The 24,161-nt window shown below is 47.3% G+C and carries 23 protein-coding genes; 6 read left to right on the top strand and 17 right to left on the bottom strand.

What is annotated here, in order from left to right:
* Window positions 1-174: 174 nt before the first annotated feature.
* The 5 genes from T472_RS06220 to T472_RS06200 form a co-directional block, all read right to left on the bottom strand.
* Window positions 175-1,635 carry an SLC13 family permease gene (locus T472_RS06220; RefSeq protein ID WP_023386056.1) on the bottom strand — a complete coding sequence of 487 codons (1,461 nt, stop codon included), beginning with the start codon at window positions 1,633-1,635 and terminating at the stop codon, window positions 175-177.
* A gap of 514 nt (window positions 1,636-2,149) precedes the next feature.
* Complete coding sequence (locus tag T472_RS06215; RefSeq protein WP_040906890.1) at window positions 2,150-4,084, bottom strand: aconitate hydratase; 1,935 nt, start codon at window positions 4,082-4,084, stop codon at window positions 2,150-2,152.
* A 6-nt stretch (window positions 4,085-4,090) separates the two neighbouring features.
* Window positions 4,091-5,167, bottom strand: coding sequence for a 3-isopropylmalate dehydrogenase (gene leuB, locus T472_RS06210; RefSeq protein WP_023386060.1), 1,077 nt, complete (start codon window positions 5,165-5,167; stop codon window positions 4,091-4,093).
* Between the two features lie 47 nt (window positions 5,168-5,214).
* A complete protein-coding gene (locus T472_RS06205; RefSeq protein ID WP_023386062.1) occupies window positions 5,215-6,978 on the bottom strand; it encodes an aconitase/3-isopropylmalate dehydratase large subunit family protein in 1,764 nt (587 codons plus the stop codon).
* Window positions 6,979-6,988: 10 nt separating this feature from the next.
* Complete coding sequence (locus T472_RS06200; protein ID WP_023386064.1) at window positions 6,989-8,152, bottom strand: aconitase family protein; 1,164 nt, start codon at window positions 8,150-8,152, stop codon at window positions 6,989-6,991.
* A gap of 147 nt (window positions 8,153-8,299) precedes the next feature.
* Between T472_RS06200 and T472_RS06195 the strand changes: the two genes are divergently transcribed.
* The 4 genes from T472_RS06195 to T472_RS06180 all read left to right on the top strand — a co-directional run bounded on the left by T472_RS06195 (window position 8,300) and on the right by T472_RS06180 (window position 11,658).
* Window positions 8,300-9,313, top strand: a complete 1,014-nt coding sequence (locus T472_RS06195) for a LacI family DNA-binding transcriptional regulator (protein WP_023386067.1) — start codon at window positions 8,300-8,302, stop codon at window positions 9,311-9,313.
* Window positions 9,314-9,536: 223 nt separating this feature from the next.
* Window positions 9,537-10,028, top strand: a complete 492-nt coding sequence (locus tag T472_RS06190) for an RNA polymerase sigma factor (RefSeq protein ID WP_023386071.1) — start codon at window positions 9,537-9,539, stop codon at window positions 10,026-10,028.
* Window positions 10,012-10,305, top strand: a complete 294-nt coding sequence (locus tag T472_RS06185) for a hypothetical protein (RefSeq protein ID WP_023386073.1) — start codon at window positions 10,012-10,014, stop codon at window positions 10,303-10,305. The genes T472_RS06190 and T472_RS06185 overlap by 17 nt, the downstream gene beginning before the upstream one ends.
* A gap of 51 nt (window positions 10,306-10,356) precedes the next feature.
* On the top strand, window positions 10,357-11,658 hold the full coding sequence (locus T472_RS06180; RefSeq protein ID WP_082447590.1) for a DUF4825 domain-containing protein: 1,302 nt from the start codon (window positions 10,357-10,359) through the stop codon (window positions 11,656-11,658).
* 147 nt (window positions 11,659-11,805) lie between these two features.
* Here the strand turns inward: T472_RS06180 and T472_RS06175 are convergent, their stop codons facing one another.
* The 4 genes from T472_RS06175 to T472_RS06160 form a co-directional block, all read right to left on the bottom strand.
* Window positions 11,806-12,147, bottom strand: coding sequence for a thioredoxin domain-containing protein (locus tag T472_RS06175; RefSeq protein WP_023386079.1), 342 nt, complete (start codon window positions 12,145-12,147; stop codon window positions 11,806-11,808).
* A 138-nt stretch (window positions 12,148-12,285) separates the two neighbouring features.
* Window positions 12,286-12,756, bottom strand: coding sequence for a hypothetical protein (locus T472_RS06170; RefSeq protein ID WP_023386081.1), 471 nt, complete (start codon window positions 12,754-12,756; stop codon window positions 12,286-12,288).
* Window positions 12,757-13,569: a DUF3100 domain-containing protein gene (locus T472_RS06165; RefSeq protein WP_023386084.1), complete on the bottom strand. Its 813-nt coding sequence runs from the start codon at window positions 13,567-13,569 to the stop codon at window positions 12,757-12,759.
* Window positions 13,570-13,732: 163 nt separating this feature from the next.
* Window positions 13,733-14,911 carry a M20 metallopeptidase family protein gene (locus T472_RS06160; RefSeq protein ID WP_023386087.1) on the bottom strand — a complete coding sequence of 393 codons (1,179 nt, stop codon included), beginning with the start codon at window positions 14,909-14,911 and terminating at the stop codon, window positions 13,733-13,735.
* Between the two features lie 587 nt (window positions 14,912-15,498).
* Between T472_RS06160 and T472_RS06155 the strand changes: the two genes are divergently transcribed.
* Both T472_RS06155 and T472_RS06150 read left to right on the top strand, forming a co-directional pair.
* Complete coding sequence (locus T472_RS06155) at window positions 15,499-15,723, top strand: hypothetical protein (protein WP_023863429.1); 225 nt, start codon at window positions 15,499-15,501, stop codon at window positions 15,721-15,723.
* Between the two features lie 305 nt (window positions 15,724-16,028).
* Window positions 16,029-16,991 (top strand): aldo/keto reductase, encoded by a 963-nt coding sequence (locus T472_RS06150; protein WP_023384981.1) that lies wholly within the window; start codon window positions 16,029-16,031, stop codon window positions 16,989-16,991.
* A gap of 180 nt (window positions 16,992-17,171) precedes the next feature.
* On the opposite strand, the gene T472_RS06145 is transcribed toward T472_RS06150, so the two are convergent.
* The 8 genes from T472_RS06145 to T472_RS06110 all read right to left on the bottom strand — a co-directional run bounded on the left by T472_RS06145 (window position 17,172) and on the right by T472_RS06110 (window position 24,161).
* On the bottom strand, window positions 17,172-17,993 hold the full coding sequence (locus T472_RS06145) for an ABC transporter ATP-binding protein (RefSeq protein WP_023384978.1): 822 nt from the start codon (window positions 17,991-17,993) through the stop codon (window positions 17,172-17,174).
* Entirely contained in the window at window positions 17,990-18,937 is a 948-nt protein-coding gene (locus T472_RS06140; RefSeq protein WP_242864769.1) for an ABC transporter permease, read from the bottom strand. The genes T472_RS06145 and T472_RS06140 overlap by 4 nt, the downstream gene beginning before the upstream one ends.
* 7 nt (window positions 18,938-18,944) lie before the next feature.
* A complete protein-coding gene (locus T472_RS06135) occupies window positions 18,945-19,973 on the bottom strand; it encodes an ABC transporter substrate-binding protein (RefSeq protein WP_023384971.1) in 1,029 nt (342 codons plus the stop codon).
* 22 nt (window positions 19,974-19,995) lie between these two features.
* The gene (locus tag T472_RS06130) at window positions 19,996-20,934 is read right to left on the bottom strand and encodes an L-lactate dehydrogenase (protein WP_023384967.1); all 939 of its coding nucleotides are present in this window, start codon (window positions 20,932-20,934) and stop codon (window positions 19,996-19,998) included.
* Window positions 20,935-21,256: 322 nt separating this feature from the next.
* Window positions 21,257-21,547, bottom strand: a complete 291-nt coding sequence (locus T472_RS06125) for a DNA/RNA non-specific endonuclease (protein ID WP_278279653.1) — start codon at window positions 21,545-21,547, stop codon at window positions 21,257-21,259.
* A gap of 52 nt (window positions 21,548-21,599) precedes the next feature.
* Window positions 21,600-22,403, bottom strand: coding sequence for a GntR family transcriptional regulator (locus T472_RS06120; RefSeq protein WP_207643951.1), 804 nt, complete (start codon window positions 22,401-22,403; stop codon window positions 21,600-21,602).
* 26 nt (window positions 22,404-22,429) lie between these two features.
* Window positions 22,430-23,203, bottom strand: a complete 774-nt coding sequence (locus T472_RS06115; protein WP_023387416.1) for a nucleoside phosphorylase — start codon at window positions 23,201-23,203, stop codon at window positions 22,430-22,432.
* Window positions 23,204-23,255: 52 nt separating this feature from the next.
* On the bottom strand, window positions 23,256-24,161 hold the full coding sequence (locus T472_RS06110) for an ABC transporter permease (RefSeq protein ID WP_023387417.1): 906 nt from the start codon (window positions 24,159-24,161) through the stop codon (window positions 23,256-23,258).

Raw genomic sequence — 24,161 nt, 5'->3', positions numbered from 1 at the left:
ACATTTAACTTCAATGATAGATAAGCAAGTTCCGTGCCAACATTTCAATCCTTATGCCGCAAGCATCCTTGCCATTCGATACCCTGATGAAAAAAAGGTGACCTGAGCTAATCGGCTCAGGTCACCTAATCAAATATGTTTAAAGCGGGTTAAGATTTTCTGGCCATTTATTGTTTAGAACAATGTTGTAAGCGGTGCGGATATGAAGTAGAAGACAACCGGGAAGAGCACTACGCCTATCATCTTTACGAAGAATCCGCCTTTTACCATGTCCTTTATGTCTATGTATCCAGTACCGAAAGCCAGGGCATTTGTCGGTGTTCCTGAAGGGAACATGAATGCAAGGCTTGCAGACAAGGTAACTGTCATCATGAGAAGCATTGGATTGATTCCAAGCTCTACAGCAATTCCAAAGATAGGTGGAAGGAACGCACTTGCAACAACGAAATTGGAAGCGAACTCAGTTATGAACGCAACTATAACCGCTATAGCTATTACGACTCCGATTTCCGGTAGGTTTGAGAGGAATCCCATGTATGATGCAAGCCACTTTGCTATGCCAGCCTTTGAGAATACATCACCAAGAACCAGGGCACCACCGAGCAGCAGGTATGTTGACCAGGAGATCTCCCTGATAGCTGTCTTGGAATCCATGAGGAACTTGCCTTCCTTGAAGTCCACCGGAATGAGGAACAATGCAAGTCCTATCAGCACTGCATAATTTTCATCAGCGATCATCGGGAATATCTTCTTGAGCTGTGTCATAAGCACGAATCCTGCTATCGCTATAACCACATATGCAGCTGTAAGCTTTTCAGCCTTTGACATGGATCCAAGAGCCTTGAGCTCCCTGTGTATCGTATCAGCATCCTCGATCTTGGCTTGCTTAACATTGAATACAAGGTTAAGTATTATGACACTCAGCGGAAGGAAAAGTATTACAAAAGGAAGTCCAACCTTCATCCATTCAAGGAATGTTATGTCAATGCTTGCCAGATCCTTCATCAGGGCTGAGCCAGCGATGTTTGTTCCTGACCCTATCATCGTACCCATGCCACCGATGGAAGCAGCAAAAGCGATCGCAAGAATAAGAGCTTTTGAGAATCCGCTCTCACGGTCAAATCCGAGCTGCTTCAGGAGAGCTATGCCTATAGGAAGCATCATTGCTGTTGCAGTAACGTTTGACTTGAACATCGAGATGAAGCCTGTTGCAAGGGCAAATCCCATGATTATCCTTGTTGGCTTGCTTCCTACCTTGGCTACGATGTTCAGAGCAATCCTCTTGTGAAGTCCCCACTTCTCAATTACAGCGGCAAGAAGGAATACACCAATACTCATAAGGACAACAGGTGAAGCATAATTTGCGTAAACGCTTAAGCCCTCAGCAGTAGTCTTTACGCCTGCAAGTCCTATAAGAGGCGAAACGGCTATCGGCAATAGTGCGGATACCCATATTGGAACTGGTTCAGTTATCCACCATATAACGATGAGTGCGGTCAATGCCAATGCCTTCTGGCCTACGGCATCGAGTCCTGATATTCCAGGAAGCATTAGAATTATTGCAGCTGCGGCCAATCCCAGGAACAGTCCCGCTATCTTAGCCGTCGAATATCCTTGTTTCTTTTTGTTTTCCATACTTTACCCCCGTGAATTTTTGTGTTGCGCGCACTGATATTAAAGCAATAATCATGCCAACAACACAAAAAAGTAAAATCCACCGTAATTACAACGTTTTATATGGTCAAACCAGCCGGATTCGAGTATTTTTTGTTAATTTAAGTTAACACCCAGAAACACCTGCTGTTAATTCAATGACTTTCAACGATAATCCTGGAAATATGCCATGGAAGGAGTCTTTTCCCACCACTGCAAAGGATCTAATTCTGTTAACCCGTGTAAACGTAAACGAACAAAACTCTCTCTGCGACAATCCAGAATACACACTTTCTGATTCTAGCCACAGATAACGATTTTTTTCAGCTATTTTTCAGCATTTCGAGTTTAAAAAAAGACTCCTGGACCTCTCCAATACCTGAGATATCCATTATACCTCAATTGGAGCTGTCCGGGAGTCACTTGGTCGATACTATGGATCAGCCTGTTGTCTCCTGACCTTTCGAATGGGCAACGAAAATCGTTCTATGTCTGTCTATTTGTTCCTGAGGTAGTTAAGGGCTCCGCCTTCCTTCAGCACTTTCAGGTCATATGGTGACACTTCAAGGGCTGTCTTGAATTCAAGGCCCTTGCCAGGGACCTTCACTGTAACTTCTCCGGAATCAGCCTGGAGAAGCACGTTCTCGATTACGAACGTGTCGTTCATGTCAATCCTGTCATAGTCCTCCTTATCCTTGAAGACAAGGGGAAGTATACCGTAGTTTATGAGGTTTTCCTTGTGTATCCTGGCAAAGGACTTCGCAAAGACCACCTCAGTACCGAAGTACATCGGCAGCATTGCCGCATGCTCACGGCTTGAACCCTGTCCATAGTTCTCACCGCCGATGATGACGGAGTTCTTGAGCTTCTTTATCCTGTCCACGAAAGTCTCATCGGTGTAGCAGAAAGTGAACTCTGCGAACTTCGGGATATTTGCAATGAACTGGAGGATACTTGATCCACCCGGGATTATGTCGTCAGTAGTGATGTTGTCCCCGAGCTTGATCACAGATACAGCCTCTATCCTGTCGCGAAGGGCTCCCCTCATGGGAAGGTCGCTTATGTTCTCTCCCTTGATGACCTTGACATCCTTTGGATTACTGACGTCTTCAGGCCTTATGAATGAGCTGTCGTCTATCTTGTAGGTGACAGGTTCCGAGCAATCAGCAAGTATGCCTGCATCCATCATGTCCCTTACGTCTGTAATATGGCCTGTTATCGCTGTGGCAGCCGCTGTCTCAGGGCTTGCAAGGTAAACTGAGGCGCTCTGGCTTCCGCTCCTTCCAGGGAAGTTACGGTTCGATGTCCTCACGGCGATTCCGTTAGCGCATGGGACCTGTCCTATTCCGATGCATGGTCCGCAGGCGCATTCAAGTATCCTGGCACCAGATTCCACAAGGTCTGCAAGAACCCCGTCCTTTATGAGATGCTCAAGTACCTGCTTCGATCCAGGGGCAACAGTAAGGTCGATGTCCTTGTGGACCTTGTGTCCCTTGAGGATCTTCGATGCCTTGAGGATATCCGAATAGGATGCGTTGGTGCAGCTTCCTATGAAGACGGAGTTCGGCCTGACAGAAGAAACCTCCCTGGCAGTTGAGACAAGGTCAGGCATATGTGGCCTTGCAACTAGCGGTTCGAGCTCCCCAAGGTCAATCTCTATTGTCCTGTCATAGGCAGCATCTTCGTCAGGAAGTAGTTCTATCCAACTGTCCTCCCTTTCCTGGGCTTTCATGTATTCGTATGTGACCTCGTCGCTCGGGAATATTCCTGTGGTCGCCCCGAGCTCTATGCTCATGTTGGCTAGGGTTGCCCTTTCAGGAACTGAAAGGGTCTTGACGCCTTCACCGGTGTATTCGATTATGGCTCCTATTCCGCCCTTTACTGTAAGTATCCTCAGCGCTTCCAGGGCAATGTCCTTGGCAGCGACTCCAGGGTTCAGCCTGCCTGTGAGCCTTATGTTGATCACCTTGGGGGTCGTCATCCTGAAGCCTTCACCAAGCATTCCTTTAGCAACTGTCAGTCCGCCGCTTCCTATTGAAAGCATTCCAAGTGCTCCTGATGTCGGAGTATGGCTGTCCGCCCCAAGCATTATCTTTCCAGGCTTTGCGAACCTCTGGCAATGGAGGAAGTGGCATATTCCGTTCCCTGGCTTTGAGAAGTAGACCCCGTACCTTTCTGCGGCAGTCTTCAGGTACATGTGGTCGTCAGCATTCTCCGATGAAACCGCCAATGTGTTGTGGTCGCAGTAAAAAACCGATACTTCTGTGCTTAGCTTCTCAGGCTGAACACTTTCAAGCACCTGTGCTGCCATGATTCCTGTAAGGTCATGGCCGAGTGTCTGGTCAACGCTCACAAGGACCTGTTCACCAGGGTAGAGGTTCCCTTCAATCAGATGACTTTTAAGAATCTTACTCGTTATGCTCAATCCCATCATCCCTTACCTCGTGATCCTTTCTACAGTACGCGCACCCATCTCAGCAGTGGTAACCTTGGTGTTTCCTTCCATGAATATGTCACCTGTCCTGTAGCCGTCATGGAGCACCTTGTTTATAGCCCTGTCTATTGCTGCAGCTTCCTCATCAAGGCCGAGTCCTATCCTCAGGAGCATCTCGACTGCTGCGAATGATGCCAGCGGGTTTGCGATGCCCATGCCCGCGATGTCAGGAGCAGTCCCGTGGATCGGCTCATAAAGCCCGAAGCCCTTCTCGTTTATGGCCGCAGACGGAAGCATTCCAACAGATCCTGTTGTAACACCTGCTTCATCCGACAGTATGTCTCCGAATATGCTTGTTGTGAGTATAACGTCAAATCTGCTTGGATTGCACGCAATCTCCATTGCAGCCTTGTCAACCAGCATGTTTTCAAGCCTTACCTCAGGGTAATCCTTGGCTACTTCAGCTACCGTGTCTCTCCAGAGCTTTCCGCTGAACAGGGCATTGGACTTGTCGACACTTGTGACGAGCTTCTTCCTTCCCATTGCTATCTCGAAGGCCTTCCTGGCTACCCTCTCCACCTCGAACTTGCTGTAGCACTCAACGTCATATGCTTCCTCGCCATGCTTGCCTATCCTGTTGCCCTTCTCGCTGAAGTATATCCCTCCTGTAAGGTCCCTTATCAGCATAATGTCAACACCCTTCTCGATCACCCTGTTCTTGAGAGGCGACTTTTCCTTCAGGTCCTCATATATCTTTGAAGGCCTCAGGTTTGCGAAGAGGTTGAACTCCTTCCTCAGTCTCCCTAGTCCCCTTTCAGGCCTGAGTTCAAATGGAAGGCTGTCCCATTTGGGACCCCCTGCCGCTCCGAAGAGTATGGCATCGCTGTTCCTGCATACCTCAATGGTCTCATCCTGAATGGGCACTCCATAAGCATCCACGCAGCATCCCCCGACAAGCCTGTACTCATACTGGAATGTATGTCCGTAAAGCTCCCCTATCTTGTCAAGCGCCTTTACAGCCTCATTGATTACGTCTACCCCTATTCCGTCTCCTGGTATTACCGCTATCCTGTAGTTCATTTTCTACTCCCCTATCCTTTATTATTCTTATACTGGATCAAAGTGTCCTATATCAGTTTCCTCGGGTCTGCGATATGTCCTGCCAGTGCGCTTGCAGCAGCCACGGCAGGTGATGAAAGGTAAATGAGGGATTTCTTGGTACCCATCCTTCCTATGAAGTTCCTGTTGTTGGTTCCAAGGACCACCTCGCCGTCGCTCATTAGTCCGTAAGGCTGTCCGCAGCACAGTCCGCAGCATGGATGTGAGACCATCGCCCCCGCATCTATGAATGTCTTGATATATCCGAGCCTCATGGCTTCCTTGTATACATGGAGCGTTGCAGGTATGATGACAAGCTTCATGAACTTCGCTATCTTCTTTCCTTCAAGTATGTCTGCCGCAACCTTCATGTCCTCTATGCTCCCGTTGGTGCATGAACCGATGTAGACTTCATTGAGCGGTGTCCCTGCGACCTCGTCTATTGGATGGACATTGTCGACTCCCTGCGGGCAGGCGAGCTGCGGTACAAGGTCTTCCGCCTTGTATTCAAGGACCTTCAGGTATTTTGCGTTCTCATCTATCCTTATCCATTCGATGTCCTTGAGGTCCATCCCGAAGTATTCAGCTGTCTTCTCATCCGCTTCGAACAGCGCTGTCTTAACGCCTGCTTCAAGGGCCATGTTGGCTATGGTGAACCTCGCCTGCATGCTCAGGTCCTTGCAGGTGCTTCCCGTGAACTCCATGGACATGCCAGTACCGCCATCGGACTTTATGTCACCGAGGATCTTAAGTATGATGTCCTTGGCATATACACCTTCCGGCAGCTTTCCTTCAACCACGACCTTGATGGCGTGAGGAACCTTGAGCCAGAGCTCTCCGCTTCCCAAAGTAGCCGCCATCTCAGTGAACCCGATTCCTGTGCAGAAGCATCCGCCTCCGCCGTATGTAGGCGTATGGCTGTCTGTCGCAACAACCAGTGTGCCGGGCAGGGCATAGCCCTTCTCATGCATCAGGCTGTGGGATATGCCTTCCCCTATGTGGATCTTCTTTATGCCGAACCTCTCATGGAGCTCAATGCCTGCACGGTAGTGCCTCGGGTCCCCTGTCGCCTGGTTTGTGGGCATCAGGTGGTCCAGCACCACTACGGCCTTGTCAGGGTTCGCAAGCTCCTTGAACTTCATCTTGTCGAGCTGCTGTATGACGAAAGGAGTGTATATGTCATGGATCATGCACATGTCAGGCTTTCCGGTGACAAGCTGCCTCGGCTCCAGATCAGATAGACCCGTATTCCTCATCAGGATCTTCTCAGCCATGGTATGTCCCTTGGTCTTGAAGAATTCCTTCTCTTCGTTCATCCTCTTGTATCTTTCAACCAGGCCGCCATCCTTTATGATCGCACTGACGTTGTCCGGAAATACCGGGAATGCGAAGGTCCTGCCGTTTACCGTAATGCTCTTGTTCACCTCGATTGTTATGATGTCCCCTTCTTCACAGTTGTCAGGAACATCAGGACTCTCAATCAGCATCATGCCGTTATTTATTCCGTTCCTGTAGAATATCCTCGCGAAGGACTTTGCGATAATCACCTTTATACCAAGTGCCGCTATGCATGCCGGTGCCTGTTCCCTTGAGCTGCCGCAGCCGAAGTTCTTTCCTGCCACGAATATGTCCCCTGGGTTTACGCCTGATGCCAGCTCCGGCCTCAGGGGCTCCATGCAGTGCCTGCTCATGGCCTTCGCACTTGGCAGTACTCCGTACCTGCCGGGTATTATCGTATCCGTATCCACATCATCCGGAAGCTTCCATACTTTGCCTTTTAATATATTCTCCATCTGTCTCCCCTTATTCCCCGATAATTCCTGATATGGCTGTTCTTGCTACTGTCTCCACTGATGCGAGATAGATCTTCGAGTCAGTGGTTCCCGCACATCCCGCGAAGTTATATGACCCTGTGGATATCAGGCTTTCCCCGTCCCCCACTACTCCGATGGAAGTTGTCCTGCATGTTGAGCAGCCTGGATTTGTGAACTGTGCCCCAAAATCGAAGAATACATCTATCAGGCCTTCTTCCATGGCCTGAAGGTATGTCTCATTGCTCACGCAGCCGATAAGGAGCCTGAATCCAAGCTTTACCCTCTTACCCTTAAGGATTTCCGCCGCCTTGCGCAGGTCCTCTATGTGTCCACCTGTGCATGCGCCGATGAAGCCCGCAGACACCCTTGTTCCTCTAAGCTCATCAACTGTCCTGACTGTCTTCAGATCACCAGGAAGTGTCACCACCGCCTTCGCATTGCCAAGGTCATATGAGAATTCCTTTGAGTATCCTTCTGCCTTCTCTTCCTTAATGAGTACCGACTCTGCGCCGGTCCTGCTCATCAGGCTGCAGATGACAAACTTGTCAGTCCTTCCAAGTGACTTTACTGCATCGCCTGTAATCTCAATTACGTATCCCTTGAATGCTTCTTCCCCGACTTCAGAAACGAGTCCAAGCATGAAGTCTCTGGCTGTTGCTGATTCAGGAAGCTTTCCCGCCAGCTCAACATTTATGACTTCAGGCAGCTTGTATCCTATCTCCCCGTTCATGAGGAGCTCTGCCATTTCTTCAGGTGAAAGCCTTATTCCGAGTGCACCGTTAATCCCGAAGGTCCCGTGGTGGTTTCCGCATACCGCAGCGAGGCTTCCTTCCTTCACCTGGTTCAGCATGAGCTCATAGGTGGTTCCTGCAGACTGGATGAAATTCGTATCATTGTCCCTCGCGAAATCTATAAGCTTCTTCTGTATGAATGCGCTTTCGAAGCTTCCGGCAGGAATGTCATGGTCAAGGATGACAGTAACCGATTCCCTGTTGCTGATCCCCTTTTCGCTGTCCAGCAGGTCAATCGCCTTGTGGCCTGCCCCGTCATTGATAATGCAGTTGTCGAACTTGAGCCTTAAAACCTGTCCTGCCCGTATGTCTTCTCTACCGGTGGCCCTGGCAAGTATTCCCTGTGACCATGTCATCTTCATCAAACTCCTCATAGTTACTTATAACGTTCTAAGAGAATGTTATCATAAATTAAATATTTGTCAATGGATTGTTTAAAACGTTTTAAGCTTGACATGAAAAAGTTTTTTTCCTATGCTATTTATACAAACGATGAAGGATGGGTTACTATGCCTACGATCAAAGACGTCGCCGCCCTTGCGGGCGTTTCAATATCGACAGTGTCAATTGTCATAAACGGACAGGCCGAGGAAAGGCAGGTTGCAAAGGAGACTGCGCAGAAGGTTTCTGAAGCGGTGAAGGCTTTGGGCTACAAGCCTAACAATGTTGCCAGGAGGCTTCGGAGCGCCGATGAAGGCAAGCCTGTCATTGCACTCTACTGGCCACTGGACTACAGGGCCTCCTTTCTGGCAAGGATCCTTGTCGGACTTCAGAATGAAGTAAAGAAAAGAAGCCTGAATGTGGACCTGGTAGTCTGCACCTACACCAATGACAATCTGTACAAGGAAGCAGGGCTTACCAGCAAGAACAGGTATAACATAGCAATTGTAGGAGCGGCTTCAGCCAAGGACATGGAATTCCTCGCCGGTACAAAATCCAGGATTCCCACAATTCTCTTCAACAGGTATCTTGAAAGATTCCACACTGTAAGGAGCAATGACGAAGCCTCCGCCTTTGAGGCAGCGTCCATATTCGCAAGGAAAGGACATAAGGGAGTTGCTGTAATTACCACTGAAGGGTCCGCTATCGCAACCAGCTTCCGTACCCAGGCATTCCTCAACGCCTGCAGGGAACTTGGCATTGAAGTTGACCAGTCACTGGTCATCAAGGCAGAGCACTCCTATGAAGGCGGTGCAAATGCTGCCAGAAAGCTGATCGAAAGCGGGCGTATGGCCAAAGCGCTGTTCTGCGATTCAGATGTCCTGGCAATAGGGGCGGCCAAGGTATTCAATGAGGAAAAAATAGGCATCCCTGATGAGCTTGAGATGATTTCCTTTGGTCTTCTCAGTGCTGATTCCACCGAATACATGACACCATCCATAACAGTGGTCTCCATACCTTCAGAGGAGATGGCAGCAGAATGCATCGCAATCGCTGAAGGCATACTGAGTGACGCAGCGAAGGATCCGGTCCATTCGGTCAAAGAACCTCAGATCCTTTACAGGGACTCATGCAGGATATGACCGGATGGAATAAGCAAGGTCGAATCATTAGCATACCTCCATATATTTTCAATGTAATAGGAATTACACAGTAACTGTGATTAAATTGAAGGTGACACCCAATCTGTGGGAGTCACCTTCTTTTTTGTGATTCTTCATCACCGCGAAATTTATAAAAAAAGCTTTAGACAAACGAACCTTTTTGGTCCGCAATACGTATATGTAAGTGAAGGGAGGAGAGAGGATGATCGAGCATTATATTGAGAAGCACGGCCGACGCCTTTATGGCCTGTGCCGGACCCTCTGCACCAACCCTTCCGACGCAGACGACCTCTACCAGGAGACTTGGCTGAAGGTGTGCGCAAGGATTGGGCTATATGATAAGACGAACGAGTTTGAAGGATGGCTGACCCGGATATGTGTCAATACATACAAGGACCAGCTCAGGAAGAGATTAAGAAGCCCAATCTTCGATGGCTTCAGGTCACAGGAAGCCAAGGATACTGTTATGGAGAATGTTTCAGCTATAGAGAAACAGGATTCAAGCGACCTTCATGACGCTGTTGAAAGGCTTCCTGACAAGTTAAGGACAACAATCATCCTGTACTACTTCCAGGACCTTGACATAAGCCATACTGCCTACTCCCTCCAGATTCCTGCAGGAACGGTAAAATCCAGGCTTAACAAGGCGAAGAAACTTCTGAAGGAGATGTTGAACAATGAAGTTGAGCTATGATTTCAGCGGCTACAAGCCGCCGGTACTTGATGAAAATAAGCTAATGGAAACAGTGTATTTAAGACAGCTTGCGAAACGTACGCTTCTGCTCACAATCGCATCTCTATTCAGCAACATTTGCCTGGTACTGCTTGCCTTTGTCATAGCGCAGTACTCGCTTGCAGCAGGTATGGCATGCCTTGTGCTTTTAGGCGCTTCACTTGCAGGCAGCGGAATTATCGCAGCTGTCTTTGCAAAGAGGTATCCAATGAATCTAAGGTCAATATTTGAAGCATGACAGGAAAATAAAGAATCTTGACGAATTTCTAGTGGAAAGGAAGTTATTATTATGGCTATATCTACTTTGGGGTTGCTTATTTTGGCTCCGATAGCTTCAATGCTGTTTCTGGTAATTCCGATAATGATAGGAATCTATGTCTACAGGGATGCATCGCAAAGAGGCATGAACGCTGTCCTGTGGACACTGATCTCTGTTTTCTCCCCCACATTCATCGGGCTCATTATATACCTGATAGTGAGGAATGACCACAGCGCCATGCAGTGTCCTAAATGCCAGTATCCTGTTACAGAGCAATACTCCGTCTGCCCTCATTGCGGAACTCAGCTAAAGGAAAGATGCCAGAAATGCAGCAGTCCACTTGAATCCTACTGGGAGGTATGTGCCACATGCGGCGAGCCAGTCCCTGAGGAATCTAGGTCACCCTTAACCAGCGTGAATAGGGATAAGGGGCTCGGAAGGATACTTATTGCCGCGATACTCATCCCAGTCCTGGCAATGGCTGTGCTCGCATTCGGTCTTGTGGCTTACCGGGGTACTTTCTCGACCAGCAGCATAGGTACTGTCTCAGGAATGCCTTATGAGGAATATCTGGGTAACAGGACGATAGCCGAATGGCTTAAAGTGTCAAAGGCTTCCGCGGACGGAATATATGTCCTTGAACAGCAGGTCACGACAAAAGACGGGACAAATACCGACTACCTGATCTACTACAAGGGTCTCAGTCATCCCATGGATGCGACTGCAGAAGGACTGTCAAGGAACCTCTTCAAGGGATCGACACTAAAGATAAGCTATACCAGCAGGGATGGGATCCCTGCAGATGACTACCATATATTCCAGGTGAACTACTTCACAGCCGATGTCCCGGCACTTGAGATCTATTTGGATGGGGTAAAGGCAAACTATACCCTGATCCGCACATCCGGATCCATTTCATTTAGCGGCGGCATCATGTGGAAACAATATGCGGAGGACCTGTACAAAGCAAAAGTCCAGTACCTTGGAAACAATTCAGCGGTTTCAAATCTGATTGGAAAGACTGGATTCGCCGGATTAGGAGAGTATTCCATTGAACTTGAGACGGGTATTGAGCCCTATGGATTGACTGTCACATTCAATTCCCCTATTGAAGCTTTCAGCGAGCTTGACCTGATGCCGGATGCCATGCTGCTTCTCGGGCTTATCGAAAATCTTGACCATGTTGAAATACTGAGCGGGGATGTTGATTTCAAACTTAATGCAGCCGAAGCATCAGATATGCTTGGCTATGATGTTAAGGACATTGGAAGTTCAAGGGAAGCTTTGCTTGAATATCTTGAAAACTCCGGGAACCTTGCATATTCAAATTGATTGCAGGCATTGGATCTTCGGACACCTATAAAAAACATATATTTCAAAGGCAGGTGCTTACGTAAGGCACCTGCCTTTGTACATGAACCATGTTCTCGAATGGATATACTGATGACTGTGAAAATAGGCATTAAATTCAAACTCCCTTCATGCTTCCTCATAAGCATACCCTGAGAGCACGCCTTCAACTACATCTTTGGTGAATATGCAGCTGTGCAGGACAACCTTGCCATCTATCACCAGGGCTGGAGCATACATCGTAGTATCATCCCCGAACCTGAAATCATTCAGACGGTTGCACCCCGGGCAATACGCACCTGATTTGCATCTGTTATGGACACCATAACCTTTCAGGACTTCATTGTCGGTAATCCTTTCAATCCTGTATCTCAAGCCAAGCTTGTCTGCAATCTCTATAGTATTCTTGAGGTAGTACTCGTTCCTTGTACATATGGAACTGAGTAGTTTCATATCCAGAATTTCGTTCATATCACACCTCAATGCTTTGATCTTTCATGTCATTTTTGTCTTTACCGTAAGCCCTTATATTAAAAATAGCCTTCTGAACCCATTAAAACAAGGCTCAGAAGGCAGGAAGTCTCAGGTCTATACTTTGGTACCGCTTCCTTAAATCAGGCCGGTAAGCGACATGATTATATTGGCTACAATAGCTGAACCGAAGAATGTTCCGGCGAATACGAAAAGAGCAACGACGAAGACTTTCCAGCCGAGCTTCTTGAACTCACCCAGCTTGTTGCCTACTGAAATACCGGCAAAAGCCAGGATTGGAGTAGTCGTACCAAGGAATACCACTTCGTTCGTATACTTCAGGAAGAATCCTGCAGTAGGCATGAACGGCATGCTCAGAAGCAATGCCAGAAGCGATGCCCAGGCGAAAGCCGGGAACTTAAACGGCAAATACTCCTTAAGGATAAGTGATATGAAGGCAATAAATAGTACCAGGAGTAATCCTGGGATAGAGGACATTATCGGCTTATCATATCCTACCCATTGACCGATCAGAATCATGAGCCCGGAGATCAGAAGAACAACGATATATGTACCGAGCTTTTTTGTTTTCTGCGTTTTTTCTGCCATTTATTTCTTCCTCCTTCCCAGGATTGGTTCCAGTTTCCTGTATAAAAAGTTCGTCATAGGCAGAGCAAGGAATAGCTCTGCATAGAGTCCCGTTACCCCTGTCAGCATGTTGCTGGTTGCAGCGTAAGCCAGGACAGTTTCCTTCATGGCCGGACTCACAGCTTCAGAAAGTGCTCCTGAAGAGGCTGCCATCATACTGCCGCTTCCCATTCCCGTAGCCATTGCCAAAGCGTATGGATGAAGCCCTGTTGAAAGGGACAGTGAACCCAAAACGCTGAAGAATATTGTACCAAACAGAGTTCCGATGAGATAGGTTCCAAGAACTCCGGTACCTTCTGCCGAATTTATGCCATACTTTTCACCGACAATACCCAGTGCAGATTCACGGCAGATCGAGAATGTGGCACCAACGGATTCCCTCTTGAGTCCCAGAAGCAAAGCAACCGGCAATGCAAGGAATATTGTTCCAAGGTTGCCCAGTTCCTGAAGAAGCAGCGCCGGACCGGCTTGTATTACCTTTACAATGTTTGGGCCTACCAGCGTGCCGTATTTGACTCCCAGCGGAAGCAATGCGATCATTACGAAGGTTCCGGCCAAATCGACTTCGTCAGGGCCAATTACCTTTCTCAGGCCTTCTATCTTCTTGCCCAAAGCGCCTGGTGTTATCAGGATTCCCATAACCACGGCGAACAGCATCGGAAGGAAAACGATGGTTCCAATTCCGATATTAAGCCGCTTGGTTCCGATCATTTCAGCTATGATTGTAATGATAAATGCGATTATGACTAGACTAATGACGGATTTTTTGTTCATTTGATAACCTCCCTGTTTTTTTGACTTTTAGATATGAGTTTCTTTCAACCCTCCTTCTCTAATCAGTTTGATTAATTGGACCTATATCTAATGCCAGGGCATTAAGACCATATTATATTCATGATGGCGGATTGGCTGCCCTGTCCGCCGTCATGTCATTTGACTATCCCAGATAATCTAAGACTGTCTGGACGAATAGGGCCGCTCCTACTTTGAAGAAGCTCTCATCGATATCGAATTTTGAATTATGATGGGGATAGACCGCTCCTCCAACTTCCTTCGGATTATTCAGGAAAAAGAATGTTCCCGGTGCCTTCTCAAGGAAATATGCCATATCCTCTCCGCCCATAACCGGTTCCTGCATGTCAAAGATCTTTTCCTCTCCTACGATCTTTTTTGCAGATTCCCTGAAAAATCCAGTGAACTTTTCATCATTGATCAGCGGTGGATATTTGAAGTCATAAATCAGCTCAGCTTCACCTCTCATGGACCTTGCTATGCCAGATGCCAGCTCATCGATCCTTTTCGCAATGCGGCTTCTTGTCTCCCTGTTGAGTGTTCTGACAGTTCCCTCCATCTCAACCATCTCTGGTATGATATTCTGGTTAAAGCCACCTTGGATCCTGCAAATTGATAACACTACCGGGTCTACAGGTTTGGTTTCACGGCTTACGAGAGTCTGCAGGGCTGTTCCGATTTGGAAGGACATTGAGATAGGATCAACCGAATCATGCGGATATGCGCCATGTGCGCCTTTCCCTTTGACCTTAATAAGAATCCTGTCCATTGAAGCCATCATCGGTCCACTTTTTATACCTATCATTCCTTTAGGAAGTTCTGGGTAGATATGGCCGTTGTGCAAACCTATCACTGCATCCACATGTGGGTTTTCCATGGCTCCTTCTTCAATCATCGGAAGTGCTCCCCCAGGATATTCCTCACCCGGCTGAAACAACAGTTTTACAGTACCCTTAAGGTGCTGTCTGTTCTCCTGAAGGATCCTTGCAGCCCCAAGCAGCATGGCAGTATGACCGTCATGTCCGCATGCATGCATTTTCCCGTTTTTGGATTCAAAATCCAATCCTGTATCCTCTTTGATTGGAAGGGCATCCATATCGGCTCTCAATCCTATAACAGGGCTGTCTTGAGTACCTCTGATAATACCGACTACTGCATTGCCATTTACCAATGTCTTATATTCAATGCCAAGTTCCGAAAGGATCTCCTGCACATATGCGCTTGTCTTAGGCAGCTCCAATCCTAATTCCGGAATGCTGTGAAGATATCTTCTCCACTTGACCATATCATTCTCGACCTGTTGAGCTAACTGAATAATGTTCATGATTCCTCCTATTTTTGCAGAATTTATTAATTCAACCTATTATATCTATATTAACCTCTTATTATCATTCTGACTATAATATCAGACAATAAATGAAATAAATGTAAAATATTCAATTGCTTTTTAAAAAAAACATACACTCAGATGTTCCAATATGAATCAATATTCAATATATACAGGACTTCGCAGCTTAAGGAAAGTTAATCCGGGAAAGAACGCATTCTAACAAGCTTTTGCGGGCACATTTCTTATAGCCATCTGCTTATATTGTCTCCATTATTTCTAAGGCTCCTTGCAGACCTTCTACGAGCTCCATCTGGATGCACTTTTCTCCCCCAGCCCATTAGCAATAATCTTCCTGGATGACTCAATAAGTCTCGTATAGGTTATTCACAGTAATTTTTCACTTGATTATCAACCTTTTCTTATTGGCAATTTTACTGTTCTTATGAAACGAGTTCTCGTAATATAATATCCCTCATTTTTTGTGTTATTCCTCTAATTATTCGCTCATTTTTTCGTATTCATGTTGTTTTATTTATTTGCAGACGTATATTAATAACAAGATACTCAAGGGAGGTGAGATAATGCTCTACCTGAAGCGTAAAATTGATAGCTATCTGGCTGAATGGAAAGCTAATCCCACAAGGAAGCCGCTTATCGTCAAAGGTCCTCGCCAGGCAGGAAAAACTGAATCGATCCTGAGATTCGGTAACAATAATTACAGTAATGTCATATGTTTGAATCTCATGACTAAAGTCACGAGAGATTCAAAAAAAGTGATAAGTACTCTGATATTAGATATGGCATAAAACTTACCGGCGGTAACATAGGTTTAGCGATGAAATCTATACCTTTCCATATTTCTGCACATTTTTACTTAAGCAGTACCTGAAACACAAGTAATTTGACTAAATCACGGAAACTACCTGTCACGAAATTTTCTCAGTCAGTTTTAACTTCCACGAGAATTACTCAATATCACTTGACTTGGAGTTGACTCAAAGGAATAGAATGAGAGTAACAGATTAATGATTCAAGGTCGTCCGGTTTAACGCTCTTATTAATTATTCTGTTTTCAATTTCTGAACTAAGGAAAATATCGAGGAGGCAAAAAATGGAGTATTCAAAGCTTGGAAATTCAGATCTGATGGTTTCTCGCCTTTGTGTAGGATGCATGAGCTTCGGTGACCCAGGCTCCAACTTCCACGCATGGACCCTTAATGCTGAGGACAGCGAGGAGCTCGTAAAACGTGCGCTCGATTTAGGGATCAATTTCTTTGACACCGCCAACACCTATTCTGGAGGCACCAGCGAGGAGTATTTGGGACGTGCGATAAAAAACAATGTAGCCCGTGACAAGGTTGTCCTTGCCACAAAGGTCTACTTCAATGAAGGCAAGCTGTCAAGGCAGGCGATCCAGCGGGAAATCGACCTTTCCCTAAAAAGGCTTGGCACCGATTATCTCGACCTCTACATCATACACAGGTTCGATTATGGAACTCCCATAGAGGAGACCATGGAAGCCCTGGACAGCATTGTAAAGGCAGGCAAGGTAAGGGCCCTTGGAGCATCGGCAATGTATGGATATCAGTTCCACAACATGCAGGTCGCGGCAGACAAGAACGGATGGACACCCTTCTCTTCAATGCAGAACCACTACAATCTGCTTTACCGTGAGGATGAGAGGGAGATGATCCCAATCTGCCGTCAGATGAACGTTGCCCTTACTCCCTACAGCCCTCTTGCTGCCGGCAGGCTCTCACGCCTTGAATGGAACGCGGAGACGAAGCGCAGCCAGACCGACAAGACAGCAGTCTCCAAGTATGACAGCACCCAGGAAACGGATTATGCCATAGTACAGCGTGTCCATGAGCTTGCTGAAAGGCATGGAGCAACCATGACCCAGGTATCACTTGCCTGGCACCTCGCAAAAGGTGTTACTGCCCCAATAATAGGAGCAACCAAGGCAAAGTATTTCGATGATGCGGCAGGAGCCTTGAACGTCAAGCTGACCGCTGATGATATAGCTTACCTTGAAGAGCCTTACATACCTCATAGGATTGTCGGTGCGATCTAGGAAACAAGGCTTCAATCTTCCCCGAGCATACAGGATTATTGGTTAAGCTGACTCTGCACGATGGTTTTTAAGATCTTCCAACGAAATTATCCAGGCTATGCTGATTTAACTAATCAGCATAGCCTGGATAAAATATTATGTGTCAAGCAGGAAACCCATCCATGCGAAACAATAAGGCACTTAAATCGAAAGCATGCTCCTGTCAGACAGAAGGTGCCCGGATTTGTTTGAGAAGAGTTCAGATAAGGATCTTGGAGTCATTCTGCTCCTTTCTTCCCCGGTAATGTCCAGGACAATCCGGCCTGCATCCATCATTATGGTACGTGTACCGAAACACAGGGCCTGATTCATGTCGTGGGTGATCATCATGGCTGTCAGCCCGTCTTCCATGATTATTCGGTTTGTGATCTCCAGAACCTTTTTTGAGGTTGCGGGATCAAGGGCTGCAGTATGCTCATCAAGGAGCAGAAGCTTTGGCTTGGCTATAGTTGCCATAAGCAGCGACGCTGCCTGGCGCTGCCCTCCGGATAACAGTCCCATCTTGGTCCTCATCCTGTCCTCTAGTCCAAGGTCGAGAGTAGCAAGAAGCTTACGGAAGTATTCCGAGTCTTTTTTATGTATGGCGAAGAATGAACGCGAGGCATACCTCGTATACGCGAGCGCAAGATTCTCTTCAATCGTCATGTTGGGTGCGGTTCCCCGCAATGGATTCTGATAAAGGCATCCGATGTTTGCAGCACGCTTGTAGTCCTTCTTGAATGTTATATCATCACCGTCAAGAATTATCCTGCCGCTGTCAGGCAGGAATTTCCCCAGGATCGCATTGAAAAGGGTTGATTTGCCTGCTCCATTTGATCCAAGAATGGTTATGAATTCACCCTTTGGCACTTCAAGTGAAAAGTCATCGAGGGCAACCATCCTATTGGGAGTTCCCGCATTGAATGTCTTGGACAGGTGGATGATGGAAAGCTGGCTTCTTTCAGTATTCTCCTGCCTGCTCATCTGTTCACCCTCCCTTCTCCTGATCTCCTCATCTTACCGGCATCAATCTTTTCCTTGACCAAAGGCAATGTAAGGGATATCGCAACTATAAGCGCTGAAATCAGCTTTACAGTGTAGCTTGGCATGTCTATCTGGTATGCAGCCTGCAGTATTATCCTATAGAGCACGGAACCAACGACCGCTGAAATCACGCTTAGCGTCACACCACGCTTCCCGAATATAGCCTGGCCGATGATTACAGATGCCAAACCGACAACTAGCATTCCATTGCCGTTGCCAAGGTCAGCATATCTCTGCTGCTGGCAGAGCATGGCTCCTGACAAAGCTACAAGTCCGTTGGCCAGCATTATCCCCATTCTCCTCGTGAGGTTCGCATTGATGGAGGAGGTCCTTACCATCTCCTCATTGTCGCCTGTCGCCCGAAGGGCAAGTCCTGGCCTGGTCTTGAAGAATACAGCCAGTATGACGACCAGTATGACAACGATGATCACAGACAGGATAAGTTCCGATACTGCCCCATTCTCTGAAAATGAAACCATCTTGTAGATTGTCCTGCTGGATACCGGTGCTTCCACACCGCTCTTGTTGATTACCATGCTCTGGAGGTACCTGTTGGACTGACCTCCAAGAACAGCATAATTTACCGTATACAGACCTGTCATGGTCAGTATTCCAGAAAGTATTGGATTTATCTTGAATGTTGTCTGAAGGAATCCGGTTACGAGCCCTGCTCCCATACCGGCAGCAATTCCTGCAAGGATTCCTATGATCGGATGTCCCGCAATTGTCACCATGGCGCAGACCGCCATACCGAATACAAAGCTTCCGTCTGTTGTCAGGTCCGGTGTGTTGAGGATCCTGAAGGCTATGAAAATCCCCAATGCCATAGGGGCATATATTATCCCCTGGCCAAGGGCAGAAATGAGCATGTCAGCGTACATCATCCCTCACTCACTTTCCGAAGTGGCTGGTTCCGTCCTGCTCAACCAAAACCCTGAAGCCTTCAAGCATCTTATCTGTAAGCTCGAAGCTTAATCTGTCAGCAGCCTGCATGTTGATGAACTTTGCGTACTCACTCAAAGTCTCGTATGGTATCTCAGAAGGCTCTGCACCTTCAGCGATCCTTACCACAATGTCTGCAACCTGCTGTCCAAGCTGGACGTAGTTTACCCCGATCGTCGCAAAGCCTCCGTCAGCCACCATTGAATCCGCACCGCAGTATACTGGTACGCCCTTGCTGTAGGCTGCGTCAGTGTAGGTTGTCATAGCAGATGCTATACTGTTGTCATTGCCTGTATAAAGCACATCCACTCCCTTTGAAAGGAGACTGTTCACTGCACTCTGAAGGTCGCTGAGTGTTGCTATTGAAGATTCCTCATATGAAATTCCGTTTGCATCGCAGTATTCCTTAGCTTTGTTGATGGTAGACACAGAGTTAGCTTCGCTCGAGGTATACAGGAATCCGATTTTCTTGAAGTCCGGCTGGAAGTTTGAAATAAGCTTAACTATTTCTGCAGCCGGTATGCTGTTTGATACGCCGGTTATGTTCTTGCTGTCATCGCCTGTAAGACCTGCAGCAACCGGATCAGACACTGCTGCGAATACTATTGGTGTCTTTAAACCGTCAAATACCACCTTTGCGCTCTGGGCTGTTGAAGTGGCTATAGGAACCACAATATCAACTCCCCTGGACTTCTCGTTGGTGAGGATCGTGGACAGGGAGGATGTGTCTCCGTTGGCGTTCAGTGTTGTGATTTCAAACTCTACATCTGAGGCTTCCAGCTCAGAGACTATGGTCTCCCTGATCTGGTCAAGCGACGTATGGCTAAGTGGCTGCACTATAGCGACACGAATCTTTTCGGGTGTCTTGGCGGAAGGTGCGGTGGTTTCAGTTGAACTCTTACCGGCGCACCCGGCAAAAAGCATGGTCACCATTGCTGTCATTAAGGTTAAGCTGATAATCTTTCCATTTAATCTCATTTTCTTCACTCCTTCAAATCAGTTATATGACCTTATGCTGGTTGCAGGCCTTTTCAATATGTCTTCTTATTATATCGCAGGAAGCATCAAGCTGAGCCTGCTCCTCAGAGGTCAGCGGCAGCTCAACAATCGATTCGATGCCGTTTCGTCCAACAACACATGGGACACCGCAATTGACATCCCTTTGTCCGTATTCTCCCTCAAGCAGAACCGAAAGCGGGAATACCTGCCTTTCATCACCCAGTATGGAAGCACAGAGTGCTGTAAGTGCCTGTCCGATTCCGAACTCTGTTGAGTCCTTACCGTTTATGATGTCCATACCTGTCATCCTGGTTCGTTCCAGAATATACTCCTTATCAAGCCCGGGATAACTGTCAAGGGGAAGTGCTCCTATCCTGACCTGGGAAAACGGGATCATTGATGAGTCGCCATGCTCTCCCATTGAGAAAGCGCTGATGGCTCCCCTGAAGACTCCACTCTTCTCTGATATGGTCTTTACAAGCCTCGCTGTATCAAGCAGTGTTCCGGTACCGAATACCCTCTCCCTGGGGAGATCAAGTTCACGACGCACATAGTATGCGGCGATGTCTGCAGGATTCGTTATGGTTACCACCACTCCCCCTATTCCTATAGGCTTAAGGGTTTCTGTCAGCTCCCTGAGCATCCTTGCAGAGCTTTCAAGAAGATCCAGTCTTGTCTGACCCGGAAGCCTTGGCTCCCCTATTGCTATTACCACTATATCTGCATCAGCACAATCAGAGTATGAACCCTGCCGTACAACTGCTGCGCTTGGCGGAAAGGTTAATGCATCAGATATGTCCATTGCCTGTGCAGCCGCCTTTTTCTCATTCTTGTCCACTAGGACTACTTCCTGACAGATACCTCGCCAGGCCAATGCCATACCACAATGTGACCCGACATGACCCGCTCCCAGAATTACAATTTTTCCACCTGACTTCATACCCTGCATCCCCCCTGAATAACAAAACGCCCCTGGTCTGCCTAAAACAGACCAAGGGCGAATACTTTGCGCGGTGCCACCTTGCTTAGGTTCATATGAACCATCTCAAAAGGATACATACATATCCCCGACCAATAACGCAGTCTTGCGTCGGCGCATTTGACGCCAACCTCAGCAGTCCATATTGTTCAGTGCTTCCTGCGAGATTTCCACCATCTCCCGCTCTCTAAAAGGTGCATTCTGATTTTCCTCTGCCTCAAAGGTTTCTATTGATTCAATTCTTTCGCTAATTGTATTCCACGTAGATGTGGCTTGTCAACCATTAAATGCAATAAATATGCAGTAAATATACATCGTTCAATGTATCTGAACAGAACACGGGACCTATGAACACGTCGACCTTCATGCTGTGCTTCGCTGCATTGCTTAGTATGCAGACTTCATGGTTCAGCCAGGTTTTCTGGTTAAGGTTCTTATGTTGAGGTGAGCAGTTTATACAGTGGAAGGTATCCTCATGTTCCTTGTTCCAAAGTTCCAGGATATGGTTGTATACGAACCTTGAACTCCCGATAGTCCTTGCAATCAGCATTTCCTGTTCCTTACCTGGATAGATATTGCTCCTTCAATCCATTATTTCTTCAAACTGAATATTGACTTGTGTGATTCTAGAGCTTATCAGATGACAACGGACCCTGTGTACCCTGCTTAGAGGTATATCTGTCATTTGACCTTAGAATCTTCAACTCATAGTACGCGGGTAGGAAGAATATCTTCTGCTGCATTGAAGGCCGGTTTCCCATATAGAATGTCTCCTCCATTATGAGGATCGGTTCCTTTTCCTTAATATGCATCTTATCAGCTGTCAACTTCCGGGCAAATCCCATCCTCAGTACACTTTCACAGCTGAGTCTTTCAGTTGTGAGAAAGCTGTTGTAGAACCTGTGAATCTCGTCATTGTCGTCTATTGCCACCCCGTTCTCAACCAGAAGGTCATAAGGCATGAATACCAGCGCGAATCCAACTACCTTGTCCTTTATGAAGTATGAGAACTCAGCCCGGGATACAAGCGATGACTGAGGAAGGTCAAACAACTTCTTATGAGGTTCTGTAGCCGGCTGGAAGTGCATCTCGGTAACTACCTTGTCAATGGGCTGGATGCTGCATGTTATCAGGGGATTTACGATCTTCTCTATCCCTGTGCTCAGTTCCTTGTTTGTTTCAAGTACAAAGCTTCCCTTACCCTTATAGTTCATTATAAGGCCGTCCTCCTGAAGTAGAAGCATAGCCTGTCTTAGAGTGCCTCTGCTTATCGCAAGCTCGACAGACAACTCACTTTCGCTTGGCAGCTTATCCCCGGGCTTATACGTCCCATCCTTTATCCTGTTGTACATAGTCTCGTATGCAGCCACGAACAAAGGAAGCTTCCTTTCTTTTTCCGTTACTGAAGTGACCTGTGCCAATTCAAACACATCCTTATTTGCTATAGATTATGCCACTACCTGGATTTTCTCTTGTCTTCCTCTATTACCAATCTCATGGCTTCCACACCTGTAATTATCACCCTCTTCTCAATTTCCAGGGGTGACAGTATATTGTCCTGGTCGTAGCTCTTGTAGTTCGTAGCTGAAATGAGTGCCGAGGCAGCCCTGACTCCAAGGCTTGTGGCTGCTATGAACAGCAGTGCTTCCTCCATGCTTGTGCTGGTGGCCCCGCCCTTTTCATATGCAGTCCATTTGTTAATGAGCTCATAGCCGATAGGCCTTGTCTCAGGTTCAGTCTGCGTATAGAAGGAATCCTTTGTTATCGTTACTCCCGTGTTGTACCTGAAACCCTGCGCGATTGCCGCCTCCTCTATCTTCTTAACAAGGGAATAGTCAGGTACAGATGGGTATTCAAGGGGAAGGTAGTGCGAAGAGGTCCCTTCCATCCTGACCGCACCTGTTGGTATCACTATGTCACCGCGCTCGACGAGTGCAGATGTGGAGGCGCAGGTGCCTATCCTTATGAAGGTAGTCACTCCGAGCTTGACGAGCTCCTCAAGGCATATCGCGGTTGAAGGACCTCCCATTCCTGTGGAGACCACCATAACAGGGGTATCACCGATATAACCCCTGTAACTGGTATGCTCCCTGTTCTGCGCGACCTTTTCTGAATCTCTCAGGAAAGCGGCAATTCTTGGAACCCTTTCAGGACTCCCCGGCAGGAAGGCGTACTTGCCTACCTGGTCCTTTGAAAGGGCTATATGCATCATCTTCTGATTATCCTGCATTGTTATCCTCCATTACACATTATTATATGACCATGTTCAGTTGTCAATATCATCACTTTACCAGCTTGCCCAGAGCTTCCGGACCCTTTGCCTTCTTGCCGACAAACAGCAATATGAAGAGAGTCAGGAGATATGGCATCATCTGAATGAACTGGATAGGGATCTTGATATCAGAGGCGTAGAACCTGATTGTCTGCGCCACAGCGAATACCATGCCTGCAAGGAAAGACCCTATTGGATTCCATCCTCCGAAAATATTTGCCGCTAGTCCCATGAAGCCCCTGCCTGCAGTCATGTCCATTACGAACAGGTTGTTCTGGGAAAGCGACAGGAATGAACCGCCTACTCCGGCTACTACACCTGCAAAGACCATGGCTACATACCTGTACTTATTTACATTGATTCCTGATGTCTGCACTGCGAACGGCTGCTCTCCGATGGCCCTATATCTCAGGCCGACCTTGGTTCGGTAAAATACCACCCATACAGTCGCGACTATAAGTATCATGAGGTACAGGTAAGGGGACTGATCCTTGAACAGCATGCCAATAACCGGTATCTCCGAAATCACTGGGACCGTCACATTCGGTATGGAGGCAACAGGATCGCTCATGCCTTCCCTGTTCCAGAAAACCTTCAGCAGCACGGCGGTTATTCCGCTGGCGAACATATTGACTCCAACACCTACAACAGACTGGTGTGCCTTGAGCTTAAGGCAGAACAGGGTGTACAGGTATCCGAATATTCCGCCGCCAACTATTGAAAACAGGAGTCCGACATATGCGTTTCCGGAAAGGTGCGAACCAAGGACTCCTGTAAATGCACCGAGAAGCATGAGGCCTTCGACACCGAGAAGTATTATTCCTCCCCTTTCCGCAATGGTGCCGCACATGGCGCCGAGTACAAGCGGAACTGAAAGCTGCAGTGTCAATGTTATCATCCTAGAGAAAAGTTCCAT

The sequence above is a fragment of the Youngiibacter fragilis 232.1 genome, assembly GCF_000495435.3.
Taxonomy (GTDB): domain Bacteria; phylum Bacillota; class Clostridia; order Clostridiales; family Clostridiaceae; genus Youngiibacter; species Youngiibacter fragilis.
This window is presented reverse-complemented; position numbering and strand designations above follow the sequence as displayed.